Source organism: Mycolicibacterium boenickei, assembly GCF_010731295.1.
In the GTDB taxonomy this organism is placed as follows: domain Bacteria; phylum Actinomycetota; class Actinomycetes; order Mycobacteriales; family Mycobacteriaceae; genus Mycobacterium; species Mycobacterium boenickei.
On the sequence record NZ_AP022579.1, the window covers coordinates 3,729,083 to 3,750,202 of the forward strand.

Sequence of the window (21,120 nt, forward strand, 5' to 3'; positions counted from 1 at the left end):
GTGACGTTCAAGCGCATGGCTTCCGCAGCCGCCCTGTTCTCGTCGGTCGGAATCGGACTCAACCTGGGGATTGCCGCCCCGGCACAGGCTGACCCGGTCATACAGGGTGTCTACACCTACACCCAGGAGGATGGCCGGACCGACACCTGGGGTGTGTGGCCGTCCTGTGTCCCGACGGTCGGGGATCTGCGTGAGCCGCTTGAGCTGGCGGTGGCCTGCCGGTTGCACGTCGAGACCCAACGCGTCAGCCGGGGTGGCGACGCCAGGCTGGTCGGTGGTCAGTGGACGTACTCGACGACCGTGATGGAAGGCATTGAGTGCTCCGACGGCAGCTGGGCACCGATCACCGAGACCTACAAGTTCGATGACATCGCGCTGAGAGGTACCCGCAGCGTGGCGAACAACGAGGCGTGCGGCGGGACTTTGGCGCCGGCGATCCACACCTTCCCCTTCACCCTGGCGTACAAGGAGCCGCTGAAGACTCAGATCAAGGTCTATCCACTCGACTGCGAGCCGGGCGGCTTGCGGTGGTGCACGTAGGTCACCGGGACGAGGGGGAGTGCTACCGCTGATCGACGGCAAGGTCGTCGACATCACCGGTCCGGGACGCACCGACCGGTTCGGGGTCACCGCCACCGATCTCGGGGCATCGGTCATCGCGCCCAACGGCAAGCTGGTGTCGGTGTTCGGTGACACGTTCTCCGGCAGCCGGGTCGGGCAGGGTGACTGGCGCTCGCCGGTGGTGCTGATCGGCACGGGCGACGCCAACCACGAGATCATCTACGAATCCGCCGGGGGAGCAGACCCTGACTACGCGCGGCAGCTGTGGCACTACATCCACGACGACGAGGCATCCGGGTGGCGGCACGGTGGCATCAGCACTGTGATCCCGTCGGACCTGCTGCGGGTCGGTGACTCGCTGTACCTACACGCGATCGTCAATCATGGCTTCGGCACGGTCATCTGGACCGAGATCTGGCGTTCCGACGACAGCGGCGTGTCCTGGACCCACCTGGGTGAAGAGGCGAAGTTCCCGGCCGATCTGCACGACGGTCATGCACAGTGCTGGTCGTGGGACTTCGATCCCGAGGATGGCTGGGTGTACGTGGTGGCGACGGGTTTTCAGCGTGACAAGGGCATCATCCTGATGCGGGTCCGGCCCGATTCGATCGGCCGACGGTCGCAGTACGTCAGCTGGGGGTTCACCAACGGACGGTGGCAGTGGGGGCGGCAGGCCACTCCGATCACCCCGCCGGACGAGCATTGGGGCGAGCTCACCTTCCGGCGCACTGCTGCCGACAGATGGGTCCTGGGCGGATTCCTGGCGTCTTCATACGCATTGGGCTACCGGGTGGTGTCCTCCCCGGTGGCCAACATGCACACCACAGAAGTCCAGACACCCATCGTCGGGTCGTCGTGGCAGGCAGAGGACCACGCAGGCAACAAGGTGGCCCAGCTCTACGGCGGCTACCTGCTGCCGGGCTCTCGCTTCGGCATCACCGGAGGCGTCGGGCTGGTGGTGTCGCAGTGGCGTACCGACACCGGGTGGCCTTACCGGGCAATGCAATTCAAGGCCGGGCTGAGGGACACCGCGAAGACACCCCGTCGGCCCGACCCCGTCAACCTGTGATCGTCAGGCGGTGAACCCACCGTCGACGTTCCAGTTCGCGCCGGTGACGTAGCCGGACTCCGGGCCGGCCAGGAAGCTCACCACGGCGGCGATGTCGCTCGTGTGGCCGTAGCGGCCCAGCGCGGTGGTTTGCCTTACGGCAGCGGCGAATTCACCTTCGTCGGGGTTCAGGTCGGTGGTGATCGGACCCGGTTGCACATTGTTGACGGTGATGCCGCGCGGCCCGAGTTCACGGGCCAGTGCCCGCGTCAATGACGACACCGCCCCCTTTGTCATGGCGTACACCGCAGTACCACCGGTGGGCACCCGGTCGGCGTTGATGCTGCCGATGTTGATGATCCGCGATCCTTCTCCGAGATGCGCTACCGCGCTGCGGATCGCGGAGTAGACACCACCGATGTTGATCGCCACCAGGCGGTCGAACTGCTCCTGAGGGAACTCGTCGATCGGCGCGATGTGGGCGGTTCCGGCGTTGTTGACCAACACGTCCAAACCGCCGAGATCCGCGACCGCCTGCTCGACCGCATTCGCCACCTGCGCCGGATCGGCACTGTCGGCCTGGATCGCCACGACCTCCGCGCCGTCGGCGGTCAACTCGGCCACCAGCCTGTCGGCTTCGGCGGCAGAGGCCCCGTAGGTGAACGCGACCGCGGCGCCGTCAGCAGCCAATCGCCTCACGATGCCCGCACCGATTCCGCGGGATCCTCCGGTCACCAGTGCGCGCCGGCCGGTCAAAGTTGGTGTGGTCATGATGGTCGGCCCTCCGCGGGTAGTTCGACGATTGCGAATGATGTTGAGGTCAAAGCTGATCGCGCGATGTTGATTCCCGATGTGACCGGTATCACCTATGGTGTGGGCGTGAAGAAACGCGTCGTGGTCTGGGGCACCGGTTTCGTCGGCCAGATGGTCATCGCCGAAATCGTCAAACACCCGCTGTTCGAACTCGTCGGTGTCGGTGTCAGCAATCCGGAGAAGGTCGGCCGCGACGTCGGCGAGATCTGCGCCCTCGGTGGTCCCATCGGCATCGCGGCCACCGACGACATCGACGCGCTCATCGCGCTGAAGCCCGACGCGTTGGTGCACTACGGGCCGACCGCCGCCCATGCCGACGTCAACATCGACGTCATCACCCGGTTCCTGCGGGCCGGCATCGACGTCTGTTCCACCGCGATGACCCCGTGGGTCTGGCCCAAGATGCACCTCAACCCGCCGAACTGGATCGAGCCGATCACCGAGGCCTGTGAGGCGGGTGGATCGTCGTGTTTCACCACCGGAATCGACCCCGGCTTCGCCAACGACCTGTTCCCGATGACCCTGATGGGTCTGTGCTCAGAGATCCGCCGGGTGCGGGCCTCGGAACTGCTGGACTACACCAACTACACCGGCGACTACGAGTTCGAGATGGGTATCGGCAAACCGCCCGAGCATCGCGCTCTGCTCGAAACTCCGGACATCCTCATCTTCGCCTGGGGCGCAACGGTTCCCATGATCGCGCACGCGGCGGGCATCGAGCTCGACGAAATCACCACCACCTGGGACAAGTGGATCACCCCCGATGAGCGCAAATCTGCCAAGGGCATCATCCCGGCCGGCAACGTCGCTGCCGTGCGCTTCACGATCAACGGCGTCTACCGCGGCGAAACCCGGATCCAGCTTGAGCACGTCAACCGGATCGGGCTGGACGCCGCGCCCGACTGGCCGTCCGGAAACGACAACGACGTCTATCGCGTCGACATCGAGGGCACCCCGAGCATCTCCCAGGAGACCGCGTTCCGGTTCACCGACGGTTCGGGACGCGATGCGGCCGCCGCGGGCTGTCTGGCCACCGGACTGCGGGCGCTCAACGCCGTACCCGCGGTGAATGAACATTTGCCAGGATGGGTGACACCTCTGGACCTACCACTGATTCCAGGTTTGGGAACCATTCGCTAGGTAACGCCTGCCCCGTCAAAAGAGATGGACTACCGGATAGGGTCCTTCTCGAAACGGGGGTGACATGGCAGACGGCATCGGGTTGTCGATCGGATCGACCAACCTCACAGCGGTAGTGGTGGGCCGCGCCGCGGTGACGCGGTCGCCGGTGCTGACGCTGTTTCCGCATCGGGCCCCCGAAGTGGGCGTACCCAGCGAGAACGCCAACCTGAACGAACGTGGACTTATCCTCACCGACTTCGTCGAACGGGTGGGGGACCCGGTCGGGATGCTGGCTCCGGACGGATCGTCGCACCGGGGTGAGACGGTGCTGGCCGACGCGCTGGCGGCGCTGCTCCGCACGCTGACCGGGGGACGCCCACCGGCCGATCCGATCGCCGTCACCTATCCCGCGCATTGGCGGCCCAATCAGGTGGCGGCGCTGCGCACCGAACTGGCCGCCGTCGGGGGCTTCGGCGATCCGGTGCTGACGCCCGACGCCAGGGCGGCGCTGGTCGCGCTGCAGGACAACCCCGGGGTGCCGACGCGCGGCGTGATCGCCGTCTGCGACTTCGGAGGCAGCGGCGCCAGCATCACGCTTGCCGACGCGGACAACGGGTACCAGCCGATCGCACCGACCATTCGGCACCCCGACCTGTCGGGCGACCTGATCGATCAGGGACTGCTCACCCATGTGGTGAACGACCTGTCCGCGGCCGGAACGATCGATCTGGCCAGCACCTCGGCCATCGGCTCGCTGGGCCGTCTGCGCGCCGAGTGCCGGCGCGCTAAGGAGCGGCTGTCCACCGAGTCGGTCACGGCACTGGTCGCCGAGCTGCCCGGGCACCGCAGCGAGGTGCGGCTGAACCGCAACGAACTCGATGACGTGATCGCCGAACCGCTGCGTGAGTTCATGTCCGTGCTGCACGGCGCGGTCGATCGGGCCGGGCTGCGTCCCGGTGAGCTCGTGGCGGTGGCGACGACCGGTGGTGGCGCCAGGATCCCGGCGATCACCACGACGCTGTCCGAGCACCTGCGTCTTCCGGTGATCACCGCGGCCCAGCCGGAGCTGACCCCGGCCATCGGCGGTGGACTGATCGCGGTGCGCGGCACCGCCGAGGAAGGCATGACCGCTTTGGCTGCGGCGTCTGCGGCCGCGCCGCCGACCACTGCGGCAGCCCTGGTGGCGCCCGAGCCCCCGCCCGCATCCCAGGCCTTGGCCTGGTCCGATGCCCAGAACGTCCCCGACGTCGCGCCGGTCGACGACTACCGCGCCGAGGAATACGGCGACGACTACGGGGCCGATTTCGATACCGGGCTCGAACCCGCTGGCGGACGCACCGCAGCGCGCCCCCAGCTGGAATTCGGTGAACGCGAGCTGACCGAGCGCGACGAGATCGCGGCGCGGCCCTGGTACCGCCGGCCGCGGGTGATCCTGGGTGCCGGTGCCGCGGCGGTGCTGGTCGCCGTCGTGGCGGCGTTGGTCGCCATCACGGGCAGCGACGAGCCGACCCGGCCTGCGTCCACCTCCAAGGCTGTTCCGTCCACGACTGCGGCCCCGGACGAGAACCCGCCCGCCGCGCCGGTTGACGAACCGGGGCCCGCCGACTCGCCGCCGACCGTCACGCAAGAGGCGCCCGCCCACACCGTGACCCAGACGGTCGAGCAACCCGCACCGGAGGCTCCGCCGGCGGAGAACCCGCCGCCCGCCGAGACGCCGCCGCCGACGACCGAGGCGCCGCCCCCGACGACGGAAGCCCCGCCGACAACCACCCAGCCGCCGGCGACGACTCAGGCGCCGGCCACCACACAGGCGCCGTGGAGCCCCACTGCGCCGTACCCGACGATCCCCGGCCTGCCGTGGGTTCCGGCGCCGGGCGGTGGCCACACCGGGGGTTGACGCTCGAGCGCTCAGCGCGGAATCGACTCGGTGTGGCCGTTGCCATCGGTTCCTCGAACGACCGAGGCCAGGGTGAGGGCGCGAACGATGCTGTGGCGGCCGAGGTCGACCTTGAAGGCGTTTTGAGTCAGTGGTTGGGCACCAGCCATCGCGATGGTTGCGGCTGTGTGGAACGCGTGTCTGTCGGGCCGTTGCCCCACGAGGCTCGACTCGGCTTCATGCAGTCGCCATGGTTTGGCTGCTACGCCGCCCAAGGCGAGGGCAGCGCCGGTGATTTCACCATCCTCGATGCGCAGGCCGGCGGCGACGGAGACGAGCGCGAAGGCATAGCTGTGCCGGTCACGCACTTTCAGGTACCAACAGTGATCGTCGAAATGAGACGGCGGTAGTTCGATCCCGAGGATCAGCTCGTGCGGTTGCAGCGTGTTGTCGATCTCGGGCGTCTGGCCCGGAAGCGCGAAGAACTGGCTGATCGGGATGCTCCGTCGTCCCGTCGAGTTCTGCACGTGCACGACCGCGTCCAGCATGGTCAGGGCCACCGCCAGGTCAGATGGGTGGATCGCCACGCAATGATCGCTGGCGCCGAAAATGGCGTGCTCGCGGTGGAATCCGCTGATTGCAGCGCAACCGCTTCCTGGCCTGCGCTTGTTGCACTCGGAGAATGCAGGCTGCATGAAGTAGGGGCATCGCGTGCGCTGCAAGAGATTTCCACCGGTGGTGGCCATGTTTCGCAACTGCGTGGTGGCTCCGCTGAGGATGGCGTGCGACACCACCGGGTACTGGCTACGAATGAGAGCGTGGTTGGCCAGCGCGCTGTTGGTGACGCCGGCTTCGATGAACACCCCGCCCATATCGGTGGTGGTGATGGACGTCATCGCGAGTTGGCGAAGGTCGATCAACGCTGAGGGTTGCTCAACGCCGGTCTTCATCAGATCGAAGAGGTTCGTTCCACCGGCGAAGTACGTGGCGCCGTGCGTGGCCGCGCTGATGGCGTCGTCGACGGATTCAGCGTGTCGAAAGGAGAAGGTTTTCATGTCGACTCGCCCCGGGTGACGCTTTCGATGGCCTCGATGATGTTGGCGTACGCCCCGCACCGGCAGATGTTTCCTGCCATGCGTTCCCGAATTTCGGCATTGGTCAACCGCGAGCAGCCGGTCAGAACGTCGTTCCTGGTGCCATCGAAGGTCGCCATGCTGAGGTCGCCGCGCCGATGCTCGGCCAGCATTGCGTGGGCTGACGATATCTGTCCGGGAGTGCAGTAGCCGCACTGGAATCCATCGCAGTCGAGGAAAGCTTGTTGCAGCGGGTGCAGGTCGTCGCCGTCAGCGATTCCTTCGATGGTGAGGACGTCGGACCCGTCGACCGATGCGGCCAGTGTCAGGCAGCTGACCACGCGCTCGCCGTTGACCGAGACCGTGCAGGCTCCGCAGAGGCCGTGGTCGCACCCCTTTTTGGTGCCGGTCAGATGTAGACGTTCCCGCAGCAGGTCGAGGAGGCTGGAGCGCACGTCGACCGCCGTGCTGTGGGTTGTCCCGTTGATGCGCAGCCGCAGATCGTATCGGTTGGTCACACTGGGTTCCGTTTCGGCGGAACCTGTCTCGCTGTTGTTCACAATCGGGCTTTCGGTGTCTGATAGGGCGCCATGAGATCCTCGAGGGTGATGGGCAGGTCGCGCAGCCGCTTGCCTGTGGCGTGGTGAATGGCATTGGCGATGGCGGCCGGCACGCCGCAGGTGCCGATCTCACCGATGCCGCGCACGCCGATCGGATCCAGTGCGTAGTCGGGATGCTCGACGAATGAGATGTCGAATTCGGGGCGGTCAGCGTGCGTGGGCAGGTAGTACTCGCCGATTGGCAGTGCGGACGCCTCGTCGTAGGGGATCTGTTCCATCAGTGCCATTCCAAGGCCAAAAGTGATGCCGCCCATCACCTGGCTGCGAGCCAGCTTCGGATTGAGCACCCGCCCGCAATCCATCACGGCCACCCACCGGACAACACTGGCCCGTCCGATGTCTTCGTCGACTTCGACCTCGCAGAAATGCGCGCCGAAGGACTGGACCGCGTGTGTTTCTTGCCCACCATCGTCGCTGCCGGTCGAGAAGCTCAACGTGTCGCGGTAAGCCGCCGCGGCGGCGGGGCTCAGGGCGGTGATGTCCACGGTCGCTGGGTCGGCGCCGAAGTATGGCGAACCACGGTCGGCGGTGAGGGCGGCGATGAACCGGCGCTTCCATTCGACGCCGGCGGCGAACACGGCGGAGCCCACCGTGGCAGTCGTCTGTGACGCGCCGCTGTAGGGCGCTGAAGGGAACGACGAATCGCCCGACATGAAGCCCACGCGGTCCATGGCGAGGCTGGTCGCTTCGGCGGCCAACTGCGTCATCACGGTTCGCACCCCAGTGCCGATTTCATGGGTAGCCGAGGAGAAGTGCACGAATCCGCCTGTGTCCGTGATGACGCGACATCCGGCCGGCATGCGGCGGCCGGGATAGGTCGCTGTGGCCATTCCCCAACCGATTTGGACTCCCCGGCGCCGCATGGTTCGCGGAGCGGCAGGGCGATGGTGCCACCCGAAACGTTGTGCACCGACCTCATAACACTGCAACAGATGCTTACCCGACCAGGGCTTCCCGCTGGCCTGGTCGATGTCGGCGTGATTGCGGATACGGAGTTCCAGAGGATCGACTCCGATACGTTCGGCAAGTTCGTCGATGGCCACTTCGAGGGCGAACAAACCCGGCGCCTCACCGGGGCCACGCATGAAACACGGAGTGGGGGCATTGATCCGGGCCGTGCGGTGGGACACCGCCAGGTGCGGTGAGGTGTAGAGGAATCTGGTGGAAATGCCTGCGGGCTCGCAGAAGTGTGCCACCGTGGACGTCTCGGTCACGGTGTGATGTTCGGTGCTGAGAATGCGGCCATCCTGATCGGCGATGAGGGTCACGTCTTGTTCGGTGCGCGGGCGATGTCCGGTTGAAGTGAACATCTGGTCGCGGGTGAGCACCAGCTTGACGGGCCGGCCGACGGCCCGGCTGGCGACAGCGCACAGGACGACGTGCATCCACAGGAAGCTCTTGGACCCGAATGCGCCACCCACTAATGGCGAAAGGATGCGGATCCGGTCCTCGGGCATGCCCAGATACGCTGCCAGCGTGGACTGTTCGCCCGCGATCCATCGGGTGCTGTCGTGCACGGTCAGGTGATCACCGTCCCACTGGGCGATGGTAGACGACAACTCAATCGGGTAATGGGCATTCATCGGTGTCGTGTAGCGAGCATCGACACGGTTTCCGGTGGCGCCCTCGGGAGGTCCCTCACCACGACGGTCCTGCAGCTTCTCTTCTTCGAGTTTCACGAAGTGGTCCGGAAGATAGCTGCCGTGGCGGATCTCGCCACCCTTCTGGTCGGGGACAGCCGGCTGCTCAAGCACCGCGCGGGCCGTCATCTGCGCCGGCAACACCTCGTAGTCCACCGCGAACTGAGATGCCGCCTCGGTGGCGTTCTCCAGTGAGTCGGCGACCACCACGGCCAGGTGCTGACCGACGTACTGCACAGTCAGATCAGACAGCGGTGGACGCCGCTCCAACGGTAGGTCGAAGGTAAGCTCGCGCGGTAACTGCTGTAGCGCAGGGCAATTCAGCGGAGTGAGGACATGTAGGACCCCGGGTGCGCGACTGACTCGGTCCGCGGTGTGGCGCAGCGATTCCTCGATGACATGCCCGTGCGGGATCTGCGTCTGCGCCAGCACCGCATACACCAGGCCCGGGATGACAACATCGGCGGTGTAGCGCGCCTGCCCGGTCACCTTGTCGACTCCTTCGACACGGCTCACCGGCTCTCCCATGGTGCCTCCATCATGTCTCATCGGTCGATGTCGCGCATGCCACGCGGAGCTCATGAGAAGGCGCGGCGGTATTGGGGCGGGTACGGCAGGACCGTGCCGGCGCGCCGGGCCGCATCGCGGACCCAGTTCGGGTTGCGCAGCAGGGCCCGGGCCACGAAGACGGCATCGGCTTCGCCGCCGGAGATGATCGCTTCGGCCTGTTGGGCTTCGGTGATCAACCCGACCGATGCCGTCGCGATGTCCGCCTCGGCTCGCACCCGTTTGGCGAACGGCACCTGGTAGCCCGGAAACACCGGGATCTTGGCGTCGGGAACGGCCCCTCCGGAGGAGACATCGACCAGGTCGACGCCTGCCGTCTTCAAACCGGTGGCCAGCGCGACCGTGTCCTCGACAGTCCATCCGGGACGCGGGTCGTCGGTGTCACCGGCAAGCCAGTCGGTTGCCGACACTCGGAAGAGCAGCGGCAGGTGGTCGGGCCAGGTGCCCCGCACCGCGGTGGCCACCTCCAGGGCGAATCGCATCCGATTCTCGAGCGTTCCGCCGTACTCGTCGGTGCGCACGTTCGCTTGCGGTGACAGAAACTGGTGAATGAGATAGCCATGGGCTCCGTGGATTTCGAGAACCCGGAACCCTGCGACGGCCGCCCGGCGGGCCGCGTCGGCGAAGGCCGTCACGATGCGGGCGATCTCAGCGCGGCTCAGTTCCTCGGGGGCAGGGAGGCGGCCGAAGGCTATCGGGCTCGGGCCCACCGTCGTCCAGGGCGCGGGTTGGCGGGCCGGGTCGGGCCATGGGCGGCCGGTAGATCCCTTCCGGCCGGCATGCACGATCTGGATTCCGGGGACGGCGCCCTGCGCGGAGATGAAACCGGTCAATCGCCGAAATCCGGGTACCTGGACGTCGTTCCACAATCCGAGGTCGTAGATGCTGCTGCGGCCGACGGGGTCGACGGCGGTGGCCTCGACCATCGCCAGTGCGACCCCACCGATCGCGCGTGCACCGAAATGTTGCACGTGCCAATCGGTGGGTGTGCCGGCCTCCGGTCCGTCGACGACGGCCGAGAACTGCATCATCGGCGACATCCACGCCCGGTGGGCGAACGTGACATCGCGCAGGGTCAGGGGACTGAAGAGGCCGGGCATCAGTTCATCCCCAGAAAAGCTCGCGCCGCCCGCGCCAATGCGTCCTCATCGGGTCCATGTTTGACGGCGAACCGTACGGGTTCGGGCTCGGCCATGTCGAACGGGTAGTCGCTGCCGCACACGACCTTGTCTTCCCCGGCAATCTCGCAGAGCAGCTCGAGCTGGGGTGCGTCATGGGTGACCGTGTCGAAGTAGAGATCGCGGATCACCTCGGAGGGCAGTCGGGTGCATGTCGCCCGCACGTCGGCGCGGGCGCGCCAGCCGTGATCCCAGCGCCCGAGCAGTCCCGGAGCACAGCCACCGCCGTGCAGGAAGCAGATGCGCAGGGCCGGCAGCTCATCCTTGAGGCCGCTGAGGATCAGGTTCGCGACTGCGGTGGCGGTTTCGACGGGGTTCCCGATGAGGTTGGCCAGGTAGTAGTCCGACCATTCCGGTCGCCCGATCTGCATTGGGTGAACCAGCACCGGAAGATTGAGGCGGGCGGCTTCGGAAACGATGTGCCGCAGCAGCCCGCGGTGCAGTGACCCACCGCCGACTACAGGGGGGATGGCGACCCCGGCGATGCCTTCGGCGTCGCGCAGTGCGGTGAGCTGGGTGGTCACCAGTTCGGGTGCCCCCAGGCTGACGATACCCAGGCCCAGTAGCCTTCCGTCCGCGCGGTTCACCACATCGGCCAGTGACGTGTTGAAAGCCTGGGCGTAGTCGGCGCCGGCCGCGTCGTCGGTGAGCGGAAAGGCGAACGGTGGCGCCGAGAGCACCCGCACCGCAACCCCGGCCCGTGCCATGTCCTCGATGATCGCGGACTCGTTGCTCATCGCCTCGGTGGCGATCGACAGCGGTAGATCACCGAGGTACAACTGGCCGTCCCGGTCATTCATCGGTCCGTAGGGTGCGCCGGCGGGCAACCCGAACAGGTCGCCGGGGAGCCAGTGTGCGTGGACGTCGATGACGCCCTGAGGGTCCGTGCCTGCGCTCATCGTGCGATGTCCAAAGCGGTGTTGTCGCCGTCCAGGTGTTCGACGGTGGTGAAGACCAGCTCGGTGTCTCCGATGTTCTCGATGTCGTGCAACAGGAATTCGCCTGGCCCGAAATGGAAGTGGCGGGTCTCGCCGGCGTGGTAGGAGACCTCACGGACGGAACCGTCGTGGGTGTGCTGGCGGCTGCGGCCGGCATTGATCGCGGTCCAGAAGTAGTCGAGGACGTGGCGGTGAGCGTGCCAGCGCTCGCCGGGCGCCAACCGGATTTCCCAGACCCGCACGCGCGAATCTTCGCTGAGAAGACGGGATCCGACGTGTCCGTCGAATGCGTGGTCGGCGAATTCCGCCTTGAGCCAATCGGGCCAACTTTCGAAGTCGGTGGCCACCAGTTCACCGGCCAGCGGCAGGTCGGTCAGGTAGTTGTCGTCGTTCATCATCGAGTTCCTCTCGTAGTGAAGGGTTTTAGTGCCCGGGCCCGTACAGGCCGAATCGCAGATCCGGATCGCCGGGCGTCCAGGTGTTGCGGAACTGGGACCGTTCGCCCATGTCGACGACTCTGCGTAGCAGCGTGTCGCTGAGCTGCAGCTGGGCCGGCTCCCACTTCGACAGAGCTGAGGTGATGTCGCCCGATGAGGTGGACAAGGCGTCGGCCAGGGCCCAGGCATCCGCCGCGGCCTTGGCGGTTCCGGCCGCCGCATGCGGCCGCGATGCGCACGCGGCATCTCCGATCAGTGCGGCCCGGCCGAGCGCCATCCGCGAGGACCGCACGTCCGACAACACCTGCAGATAGGGCTGGGCGGTCGCGGCGACCACCTCGGCCACCGCGGGGGCCAGCTGCTCGCCGGCCGCCGCGCGCAGTTCGGTGATGAAGCGGTCCTGTACCTGACCTGGGTGCACAGACACCGATCCGGTGAATCCCCGCTTGTCGGTGAGCAGTTCAGTGAGCTGAGGTCCGGCAGGAACGTTGCGGTACCAGACGTAGTTCATCAGACGGTCAGCCTCGTCGAGGCTGTCTTCGCCGGGTATCGGGTACATGGTGATATGGGAGTTCGGGATAACGGTGTACGTGATGGCATCGCTCAGCGTTTCGCGGGTCTGCGCGCTGAGTTCTGACAGCGCTACGGTGCCCCGCCAGCCGACATACCCCGAATAGGCGAGTTTGGCGTCGGGGTCGAAGAATTCACGTGCCGGTGAACTGATACCGTCGGCGAACACCACCAGGTCGGCGCGGGCTGTTCTTCCGCTGACAAACCGCACGGTCACCGTGTCGGCATCCTGGTCGAAGCCGCAGGCGAATTCGCCGTAGTGGTAGTGCTCGGGGCCGAAGTCGGCAAGCAGAGCCCGGTAGAACGTGCCCCAAGAGGTGTAAGTCCACACAGCGCGTTCGCGGTGGACGACCGCTCCGCTTGGGTCGAGGTACTGCACGTAGTCGGTGGCGGTGTGCAGGTCAGCCAGCTTCTGGCGGCTGCGTTCGGCGAACCAGCGCACGGTATCGGGTTGCAGGACGATGCCGCTGCCACGGCCGTCCAGGGGCACCGGGGTGCGTTCGTAGACGTCGACGCGGAATCCCAGTTCGCGCAACAGCAGGGCAGTCGTCAGCCCTCCGATGGATCCTCCGACGACGATCGCCGACGCATTGCCGTATTCGGTCATGACGTGCTCTTTTCGCTCAATGGAATGTCTTGGACGGCGTTGTGGTCGACCGGCATTGGCTCCCCGCGGGTTTCGCGCGCGAAAGCGAGGCCGATGACGGCGATCAGTCCGATCGCAGACACTGATGCGGTGGCGATGCCGAGGTTCCCGCCGAACCACGAGGCGGCGATCACACCTGCGGTGAAGGGGCCCAGCGCGGTGAGGTAGCGGCCCACGCTGTTGCAGATCGCCAATGCGGTGGCGCGCACACTGGGCGGAAAGAGCTCTGGGCCGTAGATGAAGGTGCCCGACAGCGCGCCGAACAAGCCGAAGCCGAGAAGTGGCATGGCGACGAGCATCTCGGTGTAGCTGCGGTCGATCGGGAACGCCCATGCGATCGTGGCGGCCGAGACCACGAAACTGATCAGGAAGGCTTTCTTCCGTCCGATGGCGTCAGCGACGAAACCCCATGCGGCATAACCGATGATGCCACCGGCATTGAACAGCATGGCCGCCACGGCGACCCGGTGGTCGGCTACGGCCCGGCCAAGGCCGTCGGCGGTGGTCATCTGCCGGATGATCTGTGGGTACCAGGTCGATACGCTCCAGAACGAGATGAGCGCTCCGGTAGCCAGTGCGGTGCACACCAGCATCGGGTGCAGCAGCGGGGGAGTGACGAGGCGCCGCAGCACGAATCGATCGTGATCATGGATTCGGCCGAGCGCTTTCCGTTCCTTTCGCGCCTGCAGATGGGCGCCGATCTCGGGCGGCTCGGGTACGTAGCGACGGATGAACCAGACCACCAGGGCCGGGATGCCTGCGAGCAGCATCATGGCGCGCCAGCCGTGATCGCCGAGCAGTGCGTACGCGGCGGCTGCCATGAAGAACCCGGCCGCGTATCCGGCCATCATGACTCCACCCGCACGGGCGCGGAAGCGGTTGCGCCAGGATTCGGCGATGAGTGCCGCGCCCACCGGTGCCTCGACGCCGGAGCCGAGGCCCGCGATGAAGCGCAGAATGCCTAGTTGCCACCAGGTTTCGGCGAACACGGCCAGAGCGCTGAAAACGGCGTAGGTAAGGATGCCGACCGACAACACTCGGGTGCGGCCGAAGTAGTCGGCGAGCATCCCGAACAGGATGCCTCCGGTGGCCCAGCCGGTGAGGAAGAGGGCGACAGTCAGCCCGCCGTAGAAGCCGATTGCCGCTCCGTCGGTACCGATTCCGCTGTTGGGAAGCAATTCGTTCATGGCCGGACCCAGGACGAGAACATAGAGGCTGCCTGCGAAGCCGTCGAGCCCCCAGCCCAAGGTGGTGCCTGCCAGTACGAGCCATTGTGTCCGGGTGATGTCCTGATGCCAACGTCCTGTGGACATGTATGTGCCTTTCGAGGTTTCGGGGAAGGGTCAGTTGAGGCGGCGCTGCGGCTGGCCGCCGTACCAGTCGACGTGGTCGGCCGCGGTGCGCACGACGATCGTCTTGACCCAGGAGAAATCATCGAATGACTCTGTACCGGCGTCCTTTCCGGAGCCGGACTCCTTGATGCCGCCCCAGGGCAGCGACGGTTCGAGGCGGTGGTGGTCGTTGACCCACACCATGCCCGCGTTGATCTGGGCTGCCACGCGGTGTGCGCGGCCGACGTCGGTGGTCCACAGGCCGGCACCGAGCCCGTACGGGTTGTCGTTGGCCATGCGTATCGCGTCGCACTCGTCATCGAACGGGATGACCACCGCCACCGGGCCGAAGATCTCTTCGCGCGCGACGGCCATGGTCATCGTGGCGTCCGAAAGCACGGTGGGCGGCAGGAAGAACCCGTGGTCCAACGGACTTGGCAGAGCAGGGGTCCGGCCGCCGGCCTTGAGGGTCGCACCCTCATCGAGCCCCGTCTGCACGAGGGCCGCCACCTTGTCCCGTTGGCGGGCGCTTATCAGTGGTCCCATCTGGGTGTCGGGCGCAGCCGGATCACCGAGCCGAATCGCCTGTGCGCGGGCCGCGAGCGCGTCGACGAATGCGTGGTAGATGCCGCGCTGCACCAGGAATCGGGAACCGGCCACGCACGATTGACCGGCCGCGACGAACGCCGCGAATGCTGCGCCCTCCGCAGCGACGGTGGGGTCGACATCATCGAACAGCAGCACCGGTGTCTTGCCGCCGAGTTCGGCCGTGATGCGGGCGAACCGCGACGCCGTCGCGACCGCCGCCGAGCGGCCCGCCTCTGTGCCACCGGTGAGGGTGATCTTGGCGATATCGGGATGGTGGGTCAAGCGCTCGCCGGCCGCGCGGGCCCCGGTGACGACGTTCAGCACGCCGTCGGGCAATCCCGCCTCGGTGAGGATGTCGGCGAGGGCCAGGGTAGTCAGCGGGGTCAGCTCAGATGGCTTGACCACCACGGTGTTTCCGTTGGCCAGCGCGGCGGACAGGCTGCGCGCCAGGATGAGCATCGGATGGTTGAACGGGGTGATGATGCCGCACACGCCGAGCGGAAGCCGCTGCTGGTAGGAGAGGTAGGGGCCATCTCCGGGAAGGACGGCCTGGCGCTGCGCCGCCAACAGCCCGGCGTTGTAGCGGAACCATTCCGGTACCCGGGACAGCTGTGCCCGGGTCTCGGTGATCGGCCGGCCGTTGTTGCGGGTTTCGAGCGTGTAGAGCGTCTCACTGGAGTTCTCGATGGCGTCGGCGATGCGCAGTAGGAGTTTGGCACGGTCGCTGCGGACCATGCTCGGCCATGGCCCGTCCTCGAAGGCCCTGCGGGCGGTGGAAACTGCGGCGTCCACTTCGCGCTCACCCTGTTCTGGCAGCGTGGCGATCACTTCCCCGGTGGCGGGGTTGAGGATGTCGCGGAACTGGCCGTGCGGAACGGGCGCAGCCGGCGTGGTGGATGTGCTCTCCAGTGAGACATGGGTCATGGGACATGAGTGTCGTCACACCCGGGCGGTCCATCAATGTCTGACAAGACATATTTCTTCTATATTTATGTCTATTCTGATACCTCGATCTGCGGCACACTGACCGCGTGACTTCCTCGACCGACAATCAACGGCCCGGCGCGGAACTGGTGACGTGGCTGGCAGCGCTACGGAGCCTCAGCGCTCAAGCCTGTGCCGATGCCGATCTGCGGGAGGTGCTCTGTCTGGTCGCCGACACAGCGCGGACCCTGCTGGGATTCGACTTCTGCGGAGTCCTTGTTCCCGATTCGAATCGCGATCGGCTGGTGGTGCAGGGATGGAGCGGACTGTCGGATGGTTACGTCCAGCGGGTCAACTCCGACACGCCGATCCGGCTCGACAGCGGATCGCCCTCGAGCCGGGCGTTCCATCGCGGCGAGCCGGTGTCCATACGGGACGTGCGAGAGGAACCAGAGTTCGCGCTCTGGGCCGGCGTCGCACAAGAACAGGGATACCGCGCCATCGTCGCTGTGCCGCTGGTGGCCGGCGCTGACGTACTGGGGACGCTCAACGGCTACTACGCCTCGGTGCACACGTTCACCCGGTACGAGATCGAGCGGCTGATCTTGCTGGCCAACCACGCCGCGATCGCGGTCACTTCGGCGCGCCGGCTCGACGAGCTGCGCACGCTCACCAGCTCGCTGCGTGAACAACGTGACGCGTTGGCGCGATCAGAGCAGATCCACGAGCGGTTGTTGACGGTCACACTGCGTTCCGGCGGGATCGCTGGGATCGCAGCCGCGCTGAGCGATCTCATCGACCGACCGGTTCTGATCGATGACGGGCGCGAAACCGAGTTGGCCCGAGCTGGAGCGAACGTCGAATTTCTCACTCCCGCAGCGCGTTCGGCAGCAGCCGAAAGCATGTCCACGGAAGCTGCGGCGACCGTCGAGGCCGTCGCAAATGCCGACGGTGGTTCCAGTGGATGGCTGGTTGCCGGCGTGCGGCTGGGCAGTGAGGTTGCCGCTCGGATCTGGTTTCCCGGCGAGGTCGAAACGCTCGACCCACTGCAGGTTCGCGCCGTCGAGCACGCGTCGATCGTGGTGTCGGTCGAACTGCTACGGGATCAGACGGCAGCGGAGGTGGAACGGCGACTTCGCGGGGAGTTGCTGTCCGATGTGTTGTCGAGCAGCGGGTCCCTGTCCGATCCACTGCGGACCCGTGCCCGGCGGCTGGGCCATGACCTCAGCGTGCCTCACGTTGCAATCGTGGCAACGCTGGCCGCGCCGACCGACGCGGCCACCCGCGTGGCGTGGCAGCGTGCGCTGGCGGCCGTGACGGAGTTGGCTTCGGCCTATCGGCCGAGGCCGTTGGTGGCGATGCACGGCGGCATGCTGGTCACACTGTGGCCGGAGGTGGCTGACACGAGCGAACCGCCCGGTGTCATGGTCCGGAGAGCGATAGCCCAAGTCTCCCATGAGATCACGGCCACAGCCGCGGTCTCTGCTTCCCGTACTGTCGACGTTGGGGAGGCCTACCGTACTGCCAAGGGAGCGATGGAAATTGCGCTGCAGGGCGGCCGAGCCGGCACCACCGTCACTCTCGAGGATCTCGGTATCGTCGGACTGCTGCTCCAGTTGAACGATCCGGCCAAACTCTCGGCATTCGCCGCTCGCAAGCTCAAGCCGGTCATCGACTACGACGCCGACCATCGCACCGAGTTGATGACGACATTGCGGACCTATCTCGCAAGTCGGCAGGATCGCAACGTGACTGCGCGGACGCTGTTGATCCATTCCAACACCGTTGCGCAACGGCTCCGACGCATCGAGCAGTTGTGCGAGGTGAACCTTTCCGATCCGGCGACCACCGTGGAGTTTTCGTCTGCGCTGACGGTGCACGACCTCGCCGTCCGTGGCACCTGACGAAAGTTGTCGCACCCTTGAAGTTGTTTCGGTGCCGGAAATTGGTTGCGGTTGGCGTCAGTTCGGGCCCGCGCCGATCGACTCCAGCGCTTCGACCGCCTCGGGGGAGTAGGCGACCGAAGCGTCGAGAGCGGCGGCGGTACGCAAGGTCGTGGCCAGTGCCGTGGCGGCGAGTTCGACCAGGATGTCGACGTCCACGTCGCGGTGGGTGATGCGGTCGATCATCATCTCGTCGAGGAATCCGATCCAGCCGTGCATGGCGATGCGCAGAGTGGGTGCGATGGGCTCCACGACTTCGAGTGCCGACAGAATTCGTTGGGCACCCAGCCAGCGAAGGTGCTCGACGGCGGACTGGTGTTCGGCATCGGCGCCCAGCGCGCCGCGAAGCAGCGCGACGAAACTGTCTGAGTACGAATCGATGTGGGTGATGTGGCTGCGCAGGGCGTGGCGCAGCTGATCGGCCAGCGGCGTGCCCGGAGGTACGGGCGCTGTCTGCGCCGCCGCGATCTCCGCCGCGATCTCGTTCATCACCGCCAGGTACAGGCCGCGCTTGTTGACGAAGTGGTGTGCGATCAATCCGTAGGCCACGCCGGCGTCCTTGGCCACCCGCGCGGTGGTGACCTGGTCGTACGGCCGTGTCGCGAACAGCTTTCGGGCGGTATCGACAATGAGCTGACGCCGGTCGATCGGCTTGGCCTGCGCGGTCATCGACTCGGCCCGGCCAGCGCGCTGTGCATATCGACCCGCCGGCCGCCGAGTGCGGCGACCAGCCTTCCCAGCACTGGGATCTCCAACGGAAGTAGCGAATAACGCGGGTGCACAACGCGTCTCGTGCCGCGTTCGAGTGCGCGGACGATGGCTGCCGCCGTGGAAGCGGGTGCGACGGGCGGAAAGGTCGGTGGGGGTGTGGTTTTCCACGGCAATTCATCGATATCGCGTAGTGCGGTGTCGGTGGCGCCGGGTACCACCTCCAGCACCCGGACGCCGGTGCCGGCCAGTTCCAGCCGCAGCGATCTCGTCGCCTGGGCCAGTGCGGACTTGGAGGCGGCGTAGTAGCCGAGCAAGGGCAGCGGCACGGCCTGCACGGTGGAGGTGACGTTGACGATGACTCCGGAACCCACTGCCCGCATCGCAGGCAGCACAGCTGCGGTAAGGGCCAGCGGGGACCAGAGATTGACCTCGAACACCCGCCGGGCGGCGGCCGAGTCGGCCACGACCGATTGCGCCCCGGTCAGGTTGGAGCCGGCGTTGTTGATCGCGATGTCGACGCCCCCAAGAGCTGCCACGGCGTTGCGGCCCAGTTCGGCCGCCGCGTCCGGGACGGACAGGTCGACTCCGAACACGATGGGCCGTGGTGACCCGTCGGCCGATATCTCGTCGGCCAGGGCATCCAGCAGCTCGGCGCGGCGGGCCGCCAGTGCGAGGACTGCTCCCCGGCGGGCCAGGGCCACGGCCAGCTCGTGGCCGATTCCGCTGGATGCCCCGGTGAGCACCACCTTCTTGCCCGACAGGTCCATGTCTCGGTGTCGCATGCTGGCTCCGCTCAGCCCATTGTTGGCAGGACCCACCGTGTCAGACTGACTGATAATCAGTCAAGGCCTGTTGCCGAACGGTCGGTACTGGCATCGCGGGCAACAGCCCAGCAAGATGGACGGGTGCACACCGGCTGGCAGAAACGTGACCGCAGCTTCGAAAACACCTGGCCCGTGAGGTACGGGCGCTCATGAACACCGGCGCCGAAGTGGTGGTGAACCGTCTGCTCGGCGAAGGGGTTGACGTGTGCTTCGCCAACCCGGGAACCTCGGAGATGCACTTTGTGGCGGCGCTGGACGCCGCCCCGGCGATGCGCCCGGTGTTGTGTCTGTTCGAAGGAGTCGCCACCGGGGCCGCCGATGGATATGCCCGTATCGCCGGCAGTCCGGCGGCGACGCTGCTGCACCTCGGGCCCGGTATGGCCAACGGGCTGGCCAACCTGCACAACGCCCGGCGGGCGTTCAGTCCCGTGGTCAACGTCGTCGGTGATCACGCGACCTATCACCAACCCCTCGACGCGCCGCTCGAATCCGACATTGACGCGCTCGGACACTGGGCGCACGGTTCGGTGCACCGGCCGGCATCTGCTGCCGATCTCGACGCGGCAGTTCACAGTGCCGTGCAGAGCGCGTCCGGCGCGCCAGGACAGGTCGCCACCCTGATCCTGCCCGCCGACTATTCGTGGGGCAGTGCACCGCAGAATCCGTTGTCGGACAAGGTGTCCTCGCCACAGCCGGCCCCCGGCCCCGGCCTGGACATCGCCGATGCCGCCGAATTGCTGCGCGCGCAGGGGGAGCGCGTCGTGTTGCTGCTCGGTGGGGCCGCCACCGGCGCTGACGGATTGCTGGCTGCGGAGCGCATCCGCTCGGGCACCGGGGCTCGCGTCCTGGTCGAAACCTTCCCGGCCCGGTTGACCCGCGGCCGGGGGGTGCCCGCCATCGAACGCCTCGGTTATCTCGCCGAGCAGGCCACGCAACAACTATCCGGGGCAACGCATCTGGTGCTGGTCGGGGCGAAGGCCCCGGTGTCGTTCTTCGCCTACCCTGGCAAGCCGAGCGTTCTGGTACCCGACGGGGCCGAAGTGCGCACCCTGGCCGTCGACGATTTGACCGGCCTCGCAGACGAATTGGGTGGCGCCGTGCCGGACGAGGCGCAACCCGGTCCGGCTGACCTGCCGACCGGTCCGCTCAACCCGCAGAACCTGGCGCAGGTGATCGCCGCGCTATTGCCCGAGAACGCCATCATCTCCGACGAGGCCAACACCAGCGGGCTGTTCCTGCCCGCCGCCACCGCGTCGTCCCCGCGTCACGATGTTCTCACCCTGACCGGTGGCGCGATCGGTCAGGGCTTGCCGGTGGCGGTGGGCGCCGCGATCGCCGCGCCGGACCGCCCGGTGATCGCCCTCCAGTCGGATGGCAGTGCGGCCTACACCATTTCGGCGCTCTGGACGATGGCCCGTGAACAACTCGACGTCACCGTGGTGATCCTCAACAACCACGCCTACGCCATCCTGCAGCTCGAGCTGTTGCGAGTCGGTACCCAGGCCGACGGGGGACGATCGCGCTCCCTGCTCGACCTGAGCCGTCCCGACATCGACTTCGCCTCGATCGCACAGGGATTCGGGGTTCCTGCCACCCGGGCTGGAACCGCTGAGGAACTCGCCGAACAGTTCCGGGCGGCACTGGCTGAGCCGGGCCCACACTTGATCGACGCCGCGCTGCCGACCTGGTCGCCGGGATAACGGACGAGGG

At 66.7% G+C, this 21,120-nt stretch carries 18 protein-coding genes; 6 read left to right on the forward strand and 12 right to left on the reverse strand.

Annotated features, from left to right (window positions below):
• The first annotated feature begins 15 nt into the window (after positions 1 to 15).
• The gene (locus G6N57_RS17650) at positions 16 to 540 is read left to right on the forward strand and encodes a hypothetical protein (protein WP_165777796.1); all 525 of its coding nucleotides are present in this window, start codon (positions 16 to 18) and stop codon (positions 538 to 540) included.
• Between the two features lie 19 nt (positions 541 to 559).
• Positions 560 to 1,630: a glycoside hydrolase family 183 protein gene (locus tag G6N57_RS17655; RefSeq protein ID WP_077741239.1), complete on the forward strand. Its 1,071-nt coding sequence runs from the start codon at positions 560 to 562 to the stop codon at positions 1,628 to 1,630.
• 3 nt (positions 1,631 to 1,633) lie between these two features.
• On the opposite strand, the gene G6N57_RS17660 is transcribed toward G6N57_RS17655, so the two are convergent.
• The gene (locus tag G6N57_RS17660; RefSeq protein WP_077741238.1) at positions 1,634 to 2,380 is read right to left on the reverse strand and encodes a 3-oxoacyl-ACP reductase family protein; all 747 of its coding nucleotides are present in this window, start codon (positions 2,378 to 2,380) and stop codon (positions 1,634 to 1,636) included.
• A 66-nt stretch (positions 2,381 to 2,446) separates the two neighbouring features.
• Here G6N57_RS17660 and G6N57_RS17665 point away from each other — a divergent pair, with 66 nt between their 5' ends.
• Complete coding sequence (locus tag G6N57_RS17665) at positions 2,447 to 3,562, forward strand: NAD(P)H-dependent amine dehydrogenase family protein (protein ID WP_097926338.1); 1,116 nt, start codon at positions 2,447 to 2,449, stop codon at positions 3,560 to 3,562.
• Positions 3,563 to 3,626: 64 nt separating this feature from the next.
• Positions 3,627 to 5,441 (forward strand): Hsp70 family protein, encoded by a 1,815-nt coding sequence (locus G6N57_RS17670; RefSeq protein WP_097926337.1) that lies wholly within the window; start codon positions 3,627 to 3,629, stop codon positions 5,439 to 5,441.
• An 11-nt stretch (positions 5,442 to 5,452) separates the two neighbouring features.
• Here the strand turns inward: G6N57_RS17670 and G6N57_RS17675 are convergent, their stop codons facing one another.
• The 9 genes from G6N57_RS17675 to G6N57_RS17715 are packed head-to-tail and all read right to left on the reverse strand — an operon-like array spanning position 5,453 to position 15,932.
• Positions 5,453 to 6,475, reverse strand: coding sequence for an FAD binding domain-containing protein (locus tag G6N57_RS17675; RefSeq protein WP_077741236.1), 1,023 nt, complete (start codon positions 6,473 to 6,475; stop codon positions 5,453 to 5,455).
• Entirely contained in the window at positions 6,472 to 7,011 is a 540-nt protein-coding gene (locus G6N57_RS17680; RefSeq protein ID WP_234815812.1) for a (2Fe-2S)-binding protein, read from the reverse strand. Before G6N57_RS17680 ends, G6N57_RS17675 begins: the two co-directional genes overlap by 4 nt.
• 38 nt (positions 7,012 to 7,049) lie before the next feature.
• Positions 7,050 to 9,281 carry a xanthine dehydrogenase family protein molybdopterin-binding subunit gene (locus G6N57_RS17685; RefSeq protein ID WP_234815811.1) on the reverse strand — a complete coding sequence of 744 codons (2,232 nt, stop codon included), beginning with the start codon at positions 9,279 to 9,281 and terminating at the stop codon, positions 7,050 to 7,052.
• 50 nt (positions 9,282 to 9,331) lie between these two features.
• Positions 9,332 to 10,420, reverse strand: coding sequence for an NADH:flavin oxidoreductase/NADH oxidase (locus tag G6N57_RS17690; protein ID WP_077741233.1), 1,089 nt, complete (start codon positions 10,418 to 10,420; stop codon positions 9,332 to 9,334).
• On the reverse strand, positions 10,420 to 11,397 hold the full coding sequence (locus G6N57_RS17695; protein ID WP_077741232.1) for an amidohydrolase family protein: 978 nt from the start codon (positions 11,395 to 11,397) through the stop codon (positions 10,420 to 10,422). Before G6N57_RS17695 ends, G6N57_RS17690 begins: the two co-directional genes overlap by 1 nt.
• Positions 11,394 to 11,831, reverse strand: a complete 438-nt coding sequence (locus tag G6N57_RS17700; RefSeq protein ID WP_077741231.1) for a cupin domain-containing protein — start codon at positions 11,829 to 11,831, stop codon at positions 11,394 to 11,396. The genes G6N57_RS17695 and G6N57_RS17700 overlap by 4 nt, the downstream gene beginning before the upstream one ends.
• 28 nt (positions 11,832 to 11,859) lie before the next feature.
• The gene (locus tag G6N57_RS17705) at positions 11,860 to 13,050 is read right to left on the reverse strand and encodes an FAD binding domain-containing protein (protein WP_077741230.1); all 1,191 of its coding nucleotides are present in this window, start codon (positions 13,048 to 13,050) and stop codon (positions 11,860 to 11,862) included.
• Complete coding sequence (locus G6N57_RS17710; RefSeq protein WP_077741229.1) at positions 13,047 to 14,402, reverse strand: MFS transporter; 1,356 nt, start codon at positions 14,400 to 14,402, stop codon at positions 13,047 to 13,049. Before G6N57_RS17710 ends, G6N57_RS17705 begins: the two co-directional genes overlap by 4 nt.
• Before the next feature lie 30 nt (positions 14,403 to 14,432).
• Positions 14,433 to 15,932, reverse strand: coding sequence for an aldehyde dehydrogenase (locus G6N57_RS17715; protein WP_077741228.1), 1,500 nt, complete (start codon positions 15,930 to 15,932; stop codon positions 14,433 to 14,435).
• Between the two features lie 107 nt (positions 15,933 to 16,039).
• Between G6N57_RS17715 and G6N57_RS17720 the strand changes: the two genes are divergently transcribed.
• Positions 16,040 to 17,836, forward strand: coding sequence for a helix-turn-helix domain-containing protein (locus G6N57_RS17720; protein WP_234815809.1), 1,797 nt, complete (start codon positions 16,040 to 16,042; stop codon positions 17,834 to 17,836).
• Between the two features lie 57 nt (positions 17,837 to 17,893).
• Here G6N57_RS17720 and G6N57_RS17725 read toward each other — a convergent pair whose 3' ends face one another.
• Together G6N57_RS17725 and G6N57_RS17730 are read right to left on the reverse strand one after the other, a co-directional pair.
• Positions 17,894 to 18,544 carry a TetR/AcrR family transcriptional regulator gene (locus tag G6N57_RS17725; RefSeq protein ID WP_077741227.1) on the reverse strand — a complete coding sequence of 217 codons (651 nt, stop codon included), beginning with the start codon at positions 18,542 to 18,544 and terminating at the stop codon, positions 17,894 to 17,896.
• On the reverse strand, positions 18,541 to 19,368 hold the full coding sequence (locus G6N57_RS17730) for an SDR family NAD(P)-dependent oxidoreductase (RefSeq protein WP_077742020.1): 828 nt from the start codon (positions 19,366 to 19,368) through the stop codon (positions 18,541 to 18,543). The genes G6N57_RS17725 and G6N57_RS17730 overlap by 4 nt, the downstream gene beginning before the upstream one ends.
• A 191-nt stretch (positions 19,369 to 19,559) precedes the next feature.
• On the opposite strand from G6N57_RS17730, the gene G6N57_RS17735 reads away from it, so the two are divergent.
• Positions 19,560 to 21,110 carry an acetolactate synthase large subunit gene (locus G6N57_RS17735; protein ID WP_077741226.1) on the forward strand — a complete coding sequence of 517 codons (1,551 nt, stop codon included), beginning with the start codon at positions 19,560 to 19,562 and terminating at the stop codon, positions 21,108 to 21,110.
• The last annotated feature ends 10 nt before the right edge of the window (positions 21,111 to 21,120 follow it).